The sequence below is a fragment of the Cryobacterium gelidum genome (genome assembly GCF_004403985.1).
GTDB classification, from domain to species: Bacteria; Actinomycetota; Actinomycetes; order Actinomycetales; family Microbacteriaceae; genus Cryobacterium; species Cryobacterium gelidum.
Map to the genome: position 1 here is coordinate 64074 of NZ_SOHL01000009.1, position 14123 is coordinate 78196.

13 protein-coding genes are annotated in these 14123 nt (G+C 64.2%); 6 read left to right on the top strand and 7 right to left on the bottom strand.

Annotated elements, in window-relative coordinates:
* The 7 genes from E3T50_RS05615 to E3T50_RS05645 all read right to left on the bottom strand — a co-directional run bounded on the left by E3T50_RS05615 (position 1) and on the right by E3T50_RS05645 (position 8067).
* Positions 1-411: a cytidine deaminase gene (locus tag E3T50_RS05615; protein WP_134551047.1), complete on the bottom strand. Its 411-nt coding sequence runs from the start codon at positions 409-411 to the stop codon at positions 1-3.
* Between the two features lie 5 nt (positions 412-416).
* Positions 417-1709 carry an ABC transporter permease gene (locus tag E3T50_RS05620; RefSeq protein WP_134550977.1) on the bottom strand — a complete coding sequence of 431 codons (1293 nt, stop codon included), beginning with the start codon at positions 1707-1709 and terminating at the stop codon, positions 417-419.
* A complete protein-coding gene (locus E3T50_RS05625; protein ID WP_420898719.1) occupies positions 1706-2980 on the bottom strand; it encodes an ABC transporter permease in 1275 nt (424 codons plus the stop codon). The genes E3T50_RS05620 and E3T50_RS05625 overlap by 4 nt, the downstream gene beginning before the upstream one ends.
* The gene (locus E3T50_RS05630; protein ID WP_134550978.1) at positions 2977-4497 is read right to left on the bottom strand and encodes an ABC transporter ATP-binding protein; all 1521 of its coding nucleotides are present in this window, start codon (positions 4495-4497) and stop codon (positions 2977-2979) included. Before E3T50_RS05630 ends, E3T50_RS05625 begins: the two co-directional genes overlap by 4 nt.
* A 93-nt stretch (positions 4498-4590) precedes the next feature.
* Entirely contained in the window at positions 4591-5697 is a 1107-nt protein-coding gene (locus tag E3T50_RS05635) for a BMP family lipoprotein (protein ID WP_134550979.1), read from the bottom strand.
* 142 nt (positions 5698-5839) lie between these two features.
* Entirely contained in the window at positions 5840-6901 is a 1062-nt protein-coding gene (locus E3T50_RS05640; RefSeq protein ID WP_134550980.1) for a BMP family lipoprotein, read from the bottom strand.
* A gap of 44 nt (positions 6902-6945) precedes the next feature.
* Positions 6946-8067, bottom strand: a complete 1122-nt coding sequence (locus tag E3T50_RS05645; RefSeq protein ID WP_134550981.1) for a mannose-1-phosphate guanylyltransferase — start codon at positions 8065-8067, stop codon at positions 6946-6948.
* Positions 8068-8150: 83 nt separating this feature from the next.
* On the opposite strand from E3T50_RS05645, the gene E3T50_RS05650 reads away from it, so the two are divergent.
* The 6 genes from E3T50_RS05650 (at position 8151) to E3T50_RS05675 (ending at position 14123) form a co-directional block, all read left to right on the top strand.
* Positions 8151-9335 carry a glycosyltransferase family 4 protein gene (locus E3T50_RS05650; RefSeq protein ID WP_134550982.1) on the top strand — a complete coding sequence of 395 codons (1185 nt, stop codon included), beginning with the start codon at positions 8151-8153 and terminating at the stop codon, positions 9333-9335.
* Positions 9336-9445: 110 nt separating this feature from the next.
* A complete protein-coding gene (gene sdhC / locus E3T50_RS05655) occupies positions 9446-9859 on the top strand; it encodes a succinate dehydrogenase, cytochrome b556 subunit (protein WP_134460461.1) in 414 nt (137 codons plus the stop codon).
* 12 nt (positions 9860-9871) lie between these two features.
* A complete protein-coding gene (locus tag E3T50_RS05660) occupies positions 9872-10324 on the top strand; it encodes a succinate dehydrogenase hydrophobic membrane anchor subunit (protein ID WP_134550983.1) in 453 nt (150 codons plus the stop codon).
* A 17-nt stretch (positions 10325-10341) separates the two neighbouring features.
* A complete protein-coding gene (gene sdhA, locus E3T50_RS05665) occupies positions 10342-12168 on the top strand; it encodes a succinate dehydrogenase flavoprotein subunit (RefSeq protein ID WP_134550984.1) in 1827 nt (608 codons plus the stop codon).
* Complete coding sequence (locus E3T50_RS05670) at positions 12168-12929, top strand: succinate dehydrogenase iron-sulfur subunit (RefSeq protein WP_134550985.1); 762 nt, start codon at positions 12168-12170, stop codon at positions 12927-12929. The genes sdhA and E3T50_RS05670 overlap by 1 nt, the downstream gene beginning before the upstream one ends.
* Positions 12930-13052: 123 nt before the next feature.
* The gene (locus tag E3T50_RS05675) at positions 13053-14123 is read left to right on the top strand and encodes a YihY/virulence factor BrkB family protein (RefSeq protein ID WP_134550986.1); all 1071 of its coding nucleotides are present in this window, start codon (positions 13053-13055) and stop codon (positions 14121-14123) included.

The window sequence follows — 14123 nt, forward strand, 5'->3', positions numbered from 1 at the left end:
TTAGGAAGCGGTGACTGCGCGGTAGTCGGCGAGTTGCCGCGGTCCGAAGGCATCCGGAAGCACTTCGTCGATGGTCTTGACCCCCGACACGGTTTCGAGCAACATGCCCGGCGCGGAGTGTTCGTAGAGCAGCTGTCGGCAGCGACCGCACGGCATGAGAATGCCGCCGTTGCCGTCGACGCAGGTGAACGCGACGAGCTGGCCGCCACCGCTTCGATGCAGCGCCGAGACCAGACCGCACTCCGCGCAGAGGGTGAGGCCGTAGGAGGCGTTCTCCACGTTGCATCCGCTGATGATCCGCCCGTCTGTGACGAGCGCGGCAACGCCGACCGGAAACTTCGAGTACGGCACGTAGGCGGTCTTCATGGCGGCCAGGGCGACCTCGCGCAGCGCGGCCCAGTCGACGGTCACCGTGCTCACTTGATGTACGGCTTTCCGTCGGCGGCAGGCGCCCGCGAGCGGCCGACGAACCCGGCGACGGCGAAGATCGTCACGACGTAGGGCAACATGAGCATGAATTCGCTCGGAACGGGCGAGCCGATGATGCCCAGCACGTTTTGCAGGTTGGTTGCGAAGCCGAACAGAAGCGCCGCGAGGGTGGCCTTGATCGGATGCCATTGGCCGAAGATCACCGCGGCCAGGGCGATGAAGCCCATGCCGTTGGTCATTTCTTTGTTGAACGCACCGACCGCGCCGAGCGTGAAGTATGCGCCGCCGAAACCGGAGATGACGCCGCCCAGGGTGACGGCGATGAAGCGTGTGCGGTTGACGTTGATGCCGACCGTGTCGGCGGCCTGCGGATGCTCACCCACGGCCCGCACGCGCAGGCCCCACTTCGTGCGAAACAGACCGAAATACACCAGGGCAATCGCGACGTACATGACGTAGACGATGATGGTCTGGCGAAACAGCACCGGACCGATGATGGGGATTTCGCTGAGGAACGGAACGTTGAGCCGGGGAAAGACATCCGGAGAGTTGAGGTTGGCGCTCGGCGCGAGCACCTGCGAGTAGAGAAAACTGGTCAGGCCGATCACGAGCACGTTGAGCACGACACCGACGATGACCTGATCGACGAGGTATTTGAGGACGAAGGCGGCCAGCACCATCGACACGAGCGCACCGGCGACCATGGCCGCTAGCAGGCCGAGGTAGGGGTTGCCCGTGGCGGAGGCCACAACGGCCGAGCTAAAAGCTCCGGCCAGCAGCTGACCCTCAATGGCCACGTTGACGACGCCGGCACGTTCTGAGAGCACCCCCCCAAGGGCGCCGAAGATGAGCGGTGCGCTCAGGGTGACCGTTCCGATCAGCAGTCCGGGCACCGGAATCGTGGAGCCGGACGCCGCCCAAGCCAGAAATCCGACCAGGAACAGAAGCGCGAACAGGATGGTCAACACGATCGGAATCTTGGTATGACGGTAGACCAGCCAGGCCGACGCCGCGGCCATGAGCACGAGGACGACGGCGACGAACACGCCGGTAGCGAAGGTCGGCAGGGCAACCTCGGGCAGTTGGATCAGGTCGCGTCCTTCGGACAGGCGGAAGGTGCTGAGTTCACCGCGCAGGCCGCGCCCGAGCACGACGAACAGAAACAGCGACAGCACGGCGAAGCTGCCGAAGGTGATCGGAATCTTCCAACTGCGAATCTGCGCCGCTGGCTTCACGATCGGGGTCGAAGCCGGAGCGGAGCTCTGTGTGAGAGTGCTCATTTCGCCACCACCTCGTTGGTCTGGCGCGTCTTGACAGCGCGAATTTTGGGTTTCCTGGAGGTGCCGGGTGTGGGCAGGTGGAACATGGCGCGCACCAGCGGCGGGGCCGCGATGAACAGCACGATAAGAGCCTGCACGACCACGACGATATCGATCGGCACACCCTCAGCAGCCTGCATGGCGAACCCACCGGCTTTGAATGCACCGAAGAGGATGCCGGCGGCGAAGATACCCCAGGGTTTTGAACGACCGAGCAGGGCGACGGTGATGGCGTCGAAGCCGATACCAGCATCGATGCCGGACCCGAACCCGGTGGTCACCGTGCCGAGCACCTGATTGATGCCGGCCAGGCCCACGAGCGCGCCCGAGATGGCCATCGCATACAGGTAGACGTTCTTCACGTTGATACCGGCCACCCGAGCCGCGCTCGGGTTCTGCCCGACGGCGCGAAACTGAAACCCGAGGTTGGAGCGACTCAGCAGCCACCAGACGAAAATCGTGGCCGCGACGACCGTGAGAAAACCGGCGTGCAGGTTGTACCTCGGCCCGAACAGGTCGGGAAACACCGCGGTGGCCGCCATGGCCGGGGTCTTCGGGTTGTTGCTCCCTGGAGCCTGCAGGGCGCCCGGGGTGCGCAGCAGGAACTGAATGAGATAGAGGGCCACAAAGTTGAGCATGATCGTGACGATCACCTCGTGGGCTCCGGTACGCGCCTTGAGCAGGCCCACGATTCCGCCCCAGATGGCGCCGCCGAGCAGTCCGGCCAGAATGGCAACGATCAAATGGATGCCAGCGGGCAGCTCCACCGCGAAGGCAACCCACCCTGCGGCCCCGGCAGCGATGAGCATCTGCCCGCGGCCACCGATGTTGAACATGCCGACCCGGAAAGCGAGTCCGACACCGAGACCGGCCGCGATCAGCGGGGTAGCGAAGGTGAGAGTCTCGGTCAATGGGCGAATCGCGGTGAGAAAGTTCGTGGCGCGGAAGTTGTAAATCGAGCCCTGGAACAGGGCGGAGTACGCCCCCGCGACAGCGTCCCAGACGGCTCGAAGCAGGTCGGTCGGACGCGAGAAGAAGTATCCGGCGGTCTCCTGTACGCGTTCATTGGTGAACGCGATCAGTATGGCGCCGACCACGAGCGCGAAGAGGACAGCAAGGACGGAGATCATGGCGCTGCCGCCGGTGATGTCACGCAGCGTCTGGATCCAGCGCTCAGAACCGTCCATCCTGCTGTCACGGCCCGCCGGCGCAGTGGTCGTCGTGGCGCTCACAGTCCGGACTCCGTCGCCGGGGCGTGTTCGCCGGCCATCATGAGGCCGAGCGTGGCGCGGGGGGTGTTACCGGGCACGATTCCCACGATTTCTCCTCGATACATCACCGCGATGCGGTCTGCGAGAGCGACGACCTCGTCGAGCTCGGTGGATACAACGATCACCGGAATGCCGGAGTCCCGGGTTTCGATGATGCGCGTGTGCACGAATTCGATCGACCCGACATCGAGCCCCCGAGTCGGCTGCGCCGCCACGAACAATCGCAGTTCTCGGCTCAGTTCCCGCGCGAGTACGACCTTCTGTTGGTTGCCGCCGGACAGCCGGCCGGCCTCCATCTCACTGCCCTGCGACCGAATATCGAATTCCGCAATCTTCTCCGCGGCGAACTGAGCCCGGAATCCCAGCTGCAGGTTGCCGGCCTTCACGAACGGAGCCCCGGAACTGCGGTCGAGCATGAGGTTCTCGGCGATGCTGAAGTCGGCGATCAGGCCGTCTTCCGTGCGGTCTTCGGGCACGAACCCGACTCCTGAATCAAGAATGTGCCGCACGCTGTAGCCGCGCAACGGTTTCCCGTCGAGTTCGATCAACCCCGTGACGTGCTGCTGCAGCCCCAGCAGGGCTTCGGTCAGCTCGGTTTGGCCGTTGCCCTGCACGCCGGCGATGGCGAGCACTTCACCGGCCTGCACGTCGAAGCTCACACTGTTGACGACGATCTGGTTGCGGGAGTCGATCACCGAGAGGTTTTTCACCGACAGGGCGGTTCCGCGCAGTTCGGGGGCGTTCTTGTGCACCGTCAGCTCGACGGCGCGGCCGACCATGAGCGAGGCCAGCTCCGCGTTCGTCGCGGTCGGCGACGCCTCACCGACGACGGTTCCCAAGCGGATGACGGTGATACGGTCGGCGACGGCGCGCACCTCCCGCAGTTTGTGCGTGATGAACACGATCGAGGTGCCGGACTCGGCGAGCTGTCGCATGATGATCATGAGCTCGTCGGTTTCTTGCGGAGTGAGCACGGCGGTCGGTTCGTCAAAGACCAGCACCTTCGCATCCTGAGACAGCGCCTTGATAATCTCCACTCGCTGCTGCACACCGACCGGCAGGTCCTCGATCAGGGCGTCGGGGTCGATGTCGAAGCCGAAACGGTCAGAGATCTCGCGCACCTTGGCCCGGGCCGCGCTCAGGTCGAGGCGGCCGCCGAAGGTGGTTTGCTCGTGGCCGAGCACGACATTCTCAGCGACGGTGAACACCGGGACGAGCATGAAGTGCTGGTGCACCATGCCGATTCCCGCGTTCATGGCGTCGCCAGGGCCAGCAAACTTCTGCACCACGTCGTCCAGCAGAATATCGCCTTCTTCGGCGTTATACAGGCCGTACAAGACATTCATCAAGGTGGACTTGCCAGCGCCATTCTCACCCAAAAGGGCATGAATTTCACCCGACTCGACGGTGAGGGAGATGTTGTTGTTGGCGACCAGCGCACCAAAGCGCTTGGTGATGCCGCGAAGTTCGAGCTTCATTCATCCTGAATTCTTGGGTCGAGCATGCGGGACTGCACGAGGGACATGAAATGGGGAGGCCGAATACTCGGCCTCCCCATTTCCATGAGCCTATTACTGCTTGGGCGAAGCGGGCGATTCGACCGTGATCGAACCGTCGATGATGCCGGCCTTGATGGCGTCGACGTCGTCGATCATCGACGCGGGAACCTTGGACTCGAAGTCGTGGAACGGTGCGATGCCCACGCCTTCATTATCGAGGGTTCCAACGTAGGCGGTCGCGTCGAACGTACCGGATCCGGATGCCGTCACAACGTCGGACACGGCGAGCTTGATGTCCTTCAGGATGCTGGTGAGGAACACACCGGAGTCGGCGGGGTTGGTCTCGAACAGGTCGGCGTCAACACCGACCATGGCGATGTCCTTACCCGAGCTCTTGATCGCTTCGATAGCGCTCAGGAAGATCGGTCCACCAACGGGCAGGAGCACGTCAGCATTCTGGTCGATCAGGGCCTGGGCCTTGGCGAGCGATTCGACGCCGGCCGCGAAGCCACCGGTGAACGATCCGGTCTGCGAGGCGACGTCCCAGCCGATCGTCTGAACGGAGGTGCCGTTCTGGTCGTTGTAGTATGCGACGCCGTCAGCGAAGCCGTCCATGAAAATGGTGACCGGGGGGATCTGCAATCCGCCATAGGTACCTACGACGGCGGTCTTGCTGTATCCGGCAGCGGCATAACCGGCCATGAATCCGGCCGGTGCCGTGTCGAACAGAATGGGCTTGATGTTCGGCGCGTCAACCTTGCCGTTGAAATCCAGGTCGGCATCGTTGTCGATGATGGCGTAATTCACTTCGGGGTTGGCCAGAGCCGACTCCACGGTGGCGGCGGCGAGGTTGAAACCGACCGTCACGATGAGGTTGCAGCCCTGGTCGACCAGGTTCTGAACGTTCGACTGGTAGTCGGTCTCCGCTGCGGATTCAACAGTTTTCGGCGTCACGCCAAGTTCGGTGGAGGCCGCGGTGAGGCCCTCGAAGCCGAGCTGGTTGAAGGACTGGTCGTCGAATCCGCCCTCGTCGGACACCATGCAGGGCAGGAAGTCGCTGGCGGCGGCGGCGTTGGTGCCGTCGGTGGTTGCGGGCGCTTGAGCACAGGCGGCGAGCATCGCCACGGTACCGAAGATGGCAAGACCGGCAAGTACGGTCTTACGGGACGAAATTGTCAAGAGGGCCTCCAGTGTGCTGCCCAGCGCGATCGCACGGGCGTGATGCGATCCACGTTACCCAATCTGGCGCTGCGCAGATGAGCAATGTGGGTGCGCGACCGAGTCGTTACCAAGCCGCGACATTGTGGAACCGAATCTCCCGCTATTGGGGCGAACTCGGGCCCGTCACGGTGATGATCCCCGCTATGATCGCGGACCGTATCTGCTCGATTTCGCCGACCAATTCCACCGAGACCAGGGCGGACTGATCATGGAAGTCAGCGATTTCGACGCCGCCGTTTTCGAGCGTGCCGACGAACGGCGCATTGTCGAAGTTACCGTCCAGGTCGGCTCCGATCGCTTCCACGACCGCCGCCGACGTATTTTTCAGCACGCTGGTGAGCACGACCGACTGAAACTGGGCCGGCAGGGTGACGTATCCGTCGTTGTCGACCCAAATAATGGAGACGCCCGGGGTCTCGATCGCAGCAGCCGCTGCGCCCTGCCCCACCTGGCCCGCCACCGGCAGGATGATGTCGGCGCCCAGGTCGATGAACGACTGGGCGAGAGCCTTCCCCTTGTTGACGTCCTCGAAGTCGCCCGTGAAACTGCCGTCCTGGGTGTCCTTGTTCCAGCCGAGCACCTGCACGGCAACTTTGTGCTTGTCGTTGTACATGGCGACGCCGTCGACAAAGCCGTCCATGAACAGGGTGACAGGCGGCTGGTTGCCGCCACCGAAGGTGGCCACAATGCCGGTCTTGCTCACGCCGGCGGCGAGGTAGCCGGCTAGAAACGCGGCCTGGGCCGTGTCGAAGACGATCGGTTTCACGTTGGGCGCGTCGACGACTTCGTCGACGATCGCGAAGTGCACGTCGGGGTTGGCGGTCGCCTCGGCGAGGGTGGCGTCGGCGAGTTCGAAGCCGACGGTGAGGACGAACTGGCATCCGGTCGCGACGGCCTGACTCACGTTGGGCGCCAGGTCGGTCTCCGACGTCGACACGATCGCCTCGGTGTCGATGTTGTACTTCGTCGCCGCCTCCTGCAGCCCCTCCCAGCTGGACTGGTTGAATGAGCGGTCATCGAGCCCACCCGAGTTCGTGACCATGCGGGCGCAATAGTCCGGCGCCGTCGCATCCGTTGTCGCGGTGGGTGTCGGCGCCTGCGCGCAACCGGCCAGCAGCACAGCGGATACCGCGAGGGCAGAAACAGCAATCAAGCGACGCATTGACACTCCCTTAATCATGAACTGGAATTCTAGCCAGAACTGGGCTAGAGCACGTCGCTGGAACCGGACAGCTTGAGCGCGTCGACAACCGCCTTGACCTTTTGGGCGTTCGCGCTCGTCGTGACCAGCAGGGCATCCGGGGTGTCAATGACGACGATATCTTCGACACCGATGAGCGCGATCATACGACCGGTGTGGCTGACCACGATGCCGCTCGACGAGTCGGCGAGCACCCGGGCACCGTCGCCGAGGATGGCGAGGTTGGACTTGCGGCCGCCGGAATGCAGCTTGGCGATCGACGCGAAGTCGCCGACGTCGTCCCAGTCGAACTGGCCGGGAATCACCACGAGCTTGCCGGCCGCGGCGGCCGGTTCAGCGACCGAATAGTCAATGGCGATCTTCTTGAGGGTCGGCCAGACCTGATCGACCACGGCGCCGCGGGCCGGGGTGTCCCATGCCTCGGCGAGCCTCATGAGCCCGGCGTGCAACGCGGGCTCAGTCGACGCGATCTCGGCCAGCAAGCGGTCGGCGCGGGCGATGAAGATCCCCGCGTTCCACAGGTAATTGCCATCGGCGAGGTACCGTTCAGCGACCTCGGGGATCGGCTTCTCCACGAAGGAGTCGACGGCCAGTGCGGTCGGGGCGCCATCGACCGCCAGCGCGGCGGCGCTCTTGATGTAGCCGAAGCCGATCGCGGCTTCGGTCGGCCGGATGCCGATCGTGACGATATAGCCAGCATCCGCCGCGGCCACCGCCTCCGTCACGGCCGAGCGGAACAGGGCGTCGCCCTTGATGACCTGGTCCGCCGGGAACGATCCAATGATCACTCCGGGTTCGCGCAGCTGCAAGATAGCCGCCGCGAGGCCGATTGCGGCGGTCGAGTCGCGTGGTTCGCTCTCGAGCACGACGTTCGGGTCGGCCAGTTCGGGCAACTGCTGTTCGACGGCGGAGCGGTGGGCACGCCCGGTGACGACCATGATGCGCTGCTCGCTCGAGAGCGGAACGAGACGATCCCAGGTGTCGCGCAGCAGCGTCTGGCCCGAGCCGGTGAGGTCGTGCAGAAATTTGGGGGCGTCCGCTCGTGACAGCGGCCACAGACGGGAGCCGATGCCGCCGGCGGGAATCACGCTGTACAGGCGGTCGATGGGCTCACTGGACGTAATCATTGGTCCAGACTATCGGGCGGCCCCGACACGACTGTTCATGCGCCGGTCACCCGGCGGCAATGCCCGTTACCTAGTCTCCAATCATGCGGATCGCAGTCATCAGCGAAAGTTTTCTCCCCACCATCAGCGGGGTGACCACCAGTGTCTGCAAGGTTCTGGAGCACCTGGCCGCCACCGGACACGACGCCATGGTCATCGCGCCCGCCGGCGCTCCGGCCGAATATGCCGGATTTCCGGTGCACACCGTCTCCGCGTTCAACTACCGCGAGTTTCCGGTCGGCATGCCGAGTCCTCAGGTGCAGAAGCTGCTCGCCGATTTTCGCCCCGATGTGTTGCATGCCGCGTCGCCGTTTCTGCTCGGGGCCCAGGGCATCAGTGCGGCCAACCGGCTCGACATTCCCTCTGTGGCGATTTTTCAAACGGATGTCGCCGGCTACGCTCACCGAAATCATCTCGGCCCCGCCGCCGCGCTGGCCTGGCGATTTGTGAAATGGGTGCACGAGGGCGCCACCCGCACCCTGGTGCCGTCATCGTCGTCGATGGCGGCGCTGCTGCGCCTCGGCGTGCCGCGGCTGGCCCTGTGGACCCGCGGCGTCGACCTTACGGGGTTCCACCCGAACCTGAAGAACGATCCGGCGGTCACGGCACTGCGGGAACGAATTGCGCCGCTCCCGCGTGCTCCGCACGCCGAGGGCGCCGCTCGCGACGTGATCGTCGGGTATGTCGGTCGAATGGCTCCGGAGAAGCAGGTGGAGCGGCTGCGTGCGCTGCGCGGGATTTCGGGCATCCGTTTGGCCCTCGTCGGTGACGGGCCCAGCGTTCCGTCGATACAGCGTGCCCTCGCGGATCTGCCGGTCACCTGGCTGGGACGACTCTCCGGCCGCGAACTCGCCGTCGCCTACGCGAGCTTTGACGTGTTCGTGCACGCGGGCACCGAGGAGACCTTCGGTCAGACCATTCAAGAGGCGCACGCCGCCGGGCTGCCCGTGGTGGCCCCGCACGCGGGCGGTCCGATCGACCTCGTGGCGCACGGCGAGAACGGCTACCTGTTTCGCCCCGACGACGACCGCGATCTGCGGCACTGGGTGTGCCGCCTCGTGCGTGACCCCATGCTGCGTGCACGCATGGGCGAAGCCGGGCGTCGCGCTGTACTGGGGCGCTCCTGGCCGACGGTCTGCGCCGAACTGGTCGACTACTATGAGCAGGCTGTCGACGAGCGCCTGGCCGTGCGCGCCGACACACACATACCACCTTCGATGCAGCGTTAGGCCACCCTAACCGGCACGAGTGGGCTGACCGCTTGTAGAATAATGACATGTGCTTATAGCGCATTCTCGGTCTCATCAAAGAGCCATTATTCAGCCAGGGAGGGTTGTTCATGCCACAGACGGCAGGAACCCTAGATTCTCAGCAGAAGACGACGTCACGTCGCCCCGCCGGCACCCTGTATCGGGGTAACACGGGCATGTGGTCGTGGGTATTGCACCGCATCACCGGCGTCGCGATCTTCTTCTTTCTGCTCGTTCATATTCTCGACACGGCACTCGTGCGGGTCAGCCCCGAAGCGTATAACGCGGTCATCGCGCAGTACCAGACGCCGATCATGGGTCTCGGTGAGGTCGCACTCGTCGGCGCCATCGTGTTCCACGCGTTCAATGGACTGCGCATCATTCTGATCGACTTCTGGAACGCCAAGTACCAGCGGGTGCTGTTCTACGTCGTCATCGGCCTCTGGGTCGTCACCATGCTGGCATTCGTGCCGCGCCACCTCATCAACGTGTTCAGCCACTAGGGGGCGACAGACATGACTTCAACAATCGAAGCTCCACGCAGCCCGTATAGCCGCAGCACGAAAAAGAGCGGTGTCAACTGGGAAAAGTGGGGCTGGATCTACATGCGTGTCTCCGGCGTCGTGCTGGTCGTGCTCATCTTCGGCCACCTGTTCGTCAATCTCATGATCGGTGAGGGCGTCAGCGCCCTGAACTTCGCGTTCGTCGCCGGCAAGCTCACCAACCCGTTCTGGATGGTCTGGGACATCATCATGCTCTGGCTCGCGCTCATTCACGGCGGCAACGGCATGCGCACCCTGGTCAACGACTACGCCACCTCGCGGATCAGCCGCGGCATCTTGAAGGTCGCGATTCTGGTCAGCGTTGTCTCGCTGATCGTGCTCGGCACCCTCGTGGTGTTCACCTTCGATCCCTGCCCCGCCGGTGCGCCCGCCAACCTCGTCGCCTCGTTCTGTACGTCCCTCTAGGAGCTGCACTCATAAATATGACTTCTTCCACAACGCCTCCCGGCGCTACTCCAACTTCGGAGGCCACCGTCGTAGACGGCGTGCACTACCACCAGCACGACATCGTCATCGTGGGAGCGGGGGGAGCGGGCATGCGTGCCGCCATCGAAGCCGGCCCCAACGCCAGCACGGCGGTCATCTCCAAGCTCTACCCGACGCGTTCGCACACCGGTGCGGCGCAAGGCGGAATGGCTGCCGCCCTCGCCAACGTCGAGGAAGACAACTGGGAGTGGCACACCTTCGACACGATCAAGGGTGGCGACTACCTGGTCGACCAGGATGCCGCCGAGATCCTAGCCAAGGAAGCCATCGACGCCGTCATCGATCTCGAGAACATGGGCTTGCCGTTCAACCGCACCCCGGATGGCAAGATCGACCAGCGGCGCTTCGGCGGTCACACCCGCGACCACGGCAAGAGCCCGGTTCGCCGCTCCTGCTACGCCGCCGACCGCACCGGCCACATGATTTTGCAGACGCTCTATCAGAACTGTGTCAAGCGCGGCATCAACTTCTTCAACGAGTACTACGTGCTCGACCTCGTCATGACCAACGTCGATGGTGTCGACCAGCCGTCGGCCGTGGTCGCCCTCGACCTGTCGACCGGCGAGCTGCACGTGTTCCAGGGCAAGGCGTTCATTTTCGCCACCGGCGGTTTCGGCAAGATCTACAAGACCACCTCCAATGCGCACACCCTCACCGGTGACGGTGTCGGTATCGTCTGGCGCAAGGGCCTGCCGCTCGAGGACATGGAATTCTTCCAGTTTCACCCGACCGGCCTGGCCGGGCTGGGCATCCTCCTGACCGAGGGAGCCCGCGGCGAGGGAGCCATTCTGCGGAACGCGAGCGGTGAGCGGTTCATGGAACGGTACGCGCCGACGATCAAGGACCTCGCGCCGCGTGACATCGTCTCGCGCTGCATGCTCAAGGAGGTCGCTGAGGGTCGCGGCGCCGGGCCGGAGAAGGACTACCTGTATCTGGACTGCACGCACCTCGGCAAGGAGCTGCTCGAGACCAAGCTGCCCGACATCACCGAGTTCGCCCGCACCTATCTCGGCGTCGACCCGGTCACCGAGCCGGTACCGGTCATGCCGACCGCGCACTACGCGATGGGCGGCATCCCCACCAATGTGAAGGCCGAAGTCTGGCGCAACAACGAGCAGGTCGTTCCCGGCCTGTACGCCGCCGGCGAATGCGCCTGCGTCTCGGTGCACGGCTCCAACCGTCTCGGCACCAACTCGTTGCTCGACATCAACGTGTTCGGCAAGCGCGCCGGCATCAACGCGGTCGAGTACGTCAAGACGGCCGAGTTCGTTCCGCTGCCGGAAGACCCGGCCAAGGAGGTGCGCGAACTGCTGGAAGGTATCCGCTCATCGACTGGAACCGAACGCATTGCCGTGCTTCGCAAGATTCTGCAGGAGGAGATGGACAAGAAGGCTCAGGTGTTCCGCACCGACGAGTCGCTCGCCGAGGTCACCGAGACCATCCACCTGCTGCGCCAGCGTTACAAGAACATCGGTGTGCAGGACAAGGGCCGTCGGTTCAACACCGACCTGCTCGAGGCGGTCGAACTGGGCTTCCTGCTCGACCTCGCCGAGGTCGTCGTGTACTCCGCCCGCAACCGCAAGGAAAGCCGCGGCGGACACCAACGCGAAGATTACCTCGTGCGCGACGACGAGAACTACCTTAAGCACACCATGGCGTACCTCCAGGGTGACGCCATGAGCGCGGATGCCGCCGACCACATCAAACTCGACTGGAAACCGGTTGTCATCACCCGCTACCAGCCGATGGAGAGGAAGTACTAGTGAGTTCCGCCACGATTGATCAGAAGCCCGTCGTTCCTGAGGAGATCAAGTCCTTCACGGTCACGCTCATTATTCGTCGCTTCAACCCGGAGGTCGACGACGAGCCGCACTGGCAGGACTTCGATGTGCAGATGTACCCGACCGACCGTGTGCTCGACGCGCTGCACAAGATCAAGTGGGAACAGGACGGTTCGCTGACCTTCCGTCGCTCCTGCGCACACGGCGTCTGCGGCTCGGACGCCATGCGCATCAACGGCCGCAACCGCCTGGCCTGCAAAACGCTCATGAAGGACCTCGACATCACGAAGCCCATCTACGTGGAGGCCATCAAGGGCCTGCCGCTGGAGAAGGACCTCATCGTGGACATGGAGCCGTTTTTCGACTCGTTCAAGGCGGTGCAGCCGTTCCTCATGAACAGCGTCACCCCGGAGAAGGGTAAGGAACGCATTCAGACGGTCGCCCAGCGCGCCCGTTTCGACGACACCACCAAGTGCATCCTGTGTGCAGCGTGCACGTCGAGCTGCCCGGTGTTCTGGACCGACGGCCAGTACTTCGGGCCGGCCGCAATCGTCAATGCGCACCGGTTCATCTTCGACTCCCGCGATGAGAATGCGGCCGTGCGCCTGGACATTCTCAACGACAAGGAAGGCGTGTGGCGTTGCCGCACGACCTTCAACTGCACGGAAGCCTGCCCACGCGGTATCCAGGTGACCCAGGCCATCGCCGAAGTCAAGCAGGCCATTATGCGCGGCAAGGCATAGCCGATTGATTGTGTGACAGACACCCTCGTCGATTCGACGGGGGTGTCTGTCATTGTGTGGGCAGCGGATGCCGCGTGCGGCTGCCCTCGCCGCCACACCGGGCACTGCGGTTAAGCTGACACCGTGAAAGAGCTGGTAGAGCGCATCCTGGCCTGGCGCCCCGTGCGGGTGCTGACCCATTTCAACACCGTGGGTGGCGGAATCCTGGCCGCCGGAATGTCGTACCAGGCCATCTTCGCCATTTTCGCCGCCGTCTGGGTGGGCTTCTCTATCGCTGGGCTCGTTCTGACCGCGAACCAGGGGCTGCTCAACGCCCTGTACGCCATCATCAACCAGTCGATTCCGGGTCTGATCGGCACCGACGGCATCATCGATCCGGAGGTGCTCGCCACTGCGGGCATCCTGACCTGGACCGGCACCATCGCCCTGGCCGGACTGCTCCTGACCGCTCTAAGCTGGCTCTCGACCACCGCGCAGGCCGTACGGACCATCTTCGGCATGCCCCCACAGACCACTTTCTTCATCTGGGTCAAGCTGCGCGAGCTCGGTCTCGGGCTGATCTTCGGACTCGCCCTGGTCGTGTCGGCGCTCGTCTCCCTCGCGAGCACCGCGCTGCTCGGCGCCCTGTTTCGCCTCTTTCAGATTGCGCAGGACTCGTTCTTCTACGAGGCATCCGCCCGCGGCATCGGCCTCGCTGTCGTGCTCATCATCGACATGCTCACCCTCGCCGGCTTGTTCCGGGTGCTGTCGCGGGTGCGCATTCCGTTGCGACGACTGCTCGCCGGGGCGCTGCTCGGCGCTGTCGCCCTCGGACTCCTGAAAATTCTCGGTGGAGTGCTCCTCGGTGGCGCCAGCCGCAACCCGCTGCTGGCGACCTTCGCCGTGATCATCGGTCTGCTGGTCTGGTTCAACCTCGTGAGTTCCGTGACACTCATCGCCGCCTCGTGGATCGCGGTCGGCATGGCCGACGCCGGCATTCCGCCGCACATGCTGAGCGCCGATGAGGCCGCAGACCGGCAGGAGAAACGGATGCACGACGCCCTCCGGTTGACCGCGCAGGCCGAGCTCACGGCAGCCAGGGCCGACTTCGATGCGTCGCCGTGGTATGCCCGGTGGGCCGCCGGCCGTCGACTGAGGGCGGCGGAAGCGCGGGTGGCCGAGTACGCCCTGGCCGATGCGGCAGACGCGCGCTAA

Bases quoted from the DNA above. Each gene is read 5' to 3' on its own strand.
- E3T50_RS05620 (WP_134550977.1), bottom strand. From the start codon at position 1,709: ATGAGCACTCTCACACAGAGCTCCGCTCCGGCTTCGACCCCGATCGTG.
- E3T50_RS05630 (WP_134550978.1), bottom strand. From the start codon at position 4,497: ATGAAGCTCGAACTTCGCGGCATCACCAAGCGCTTTGGTGCGCTGGTC.
- E3T50_RS05640 (WP_134550980.1), bottom strand. From the start codon at position 6,901: ATGCGTCGCTTGATTGCTGTTTCTGCCCTCGCGGTATCCGCTGTGCTG.
- E3T50_RS05645 (WP_134550981.1), bottom strand. From the start codon at position 8,067: ATGATTACGTCCAGTGAGCCCATCGACCGCCTGTACAGCGTGATTCCC.
- E3T50_RS05650 (WP_134550982.1), top strand. From the start codon at position 8,151: ATGCGGATCGCAGTCATCAGCGAAAGTTTTCTCCCCACCATCAGCGGG.
- sdhC (WP_134460461.1), top strand. From the start codon at position 9,446: ATGCCACAGACGGCAGGAACCCTAGATTCTCAGCAGAAGACGACGTCA.
- E3T50_RS05660 (WP_134550983.1), top strand. From the start codon at position 9,872: ATGACTTCAACAATCGAAGCTCCACGCAGCCCGTATAGCCGCAGCACG.
- sdhA (WP_134550984.1), top strand. From the start codon at position 10,342: ATGACTTCTTCCACAACGCCTCCCGGCGCTACTCCAACTTCGGAGGCC.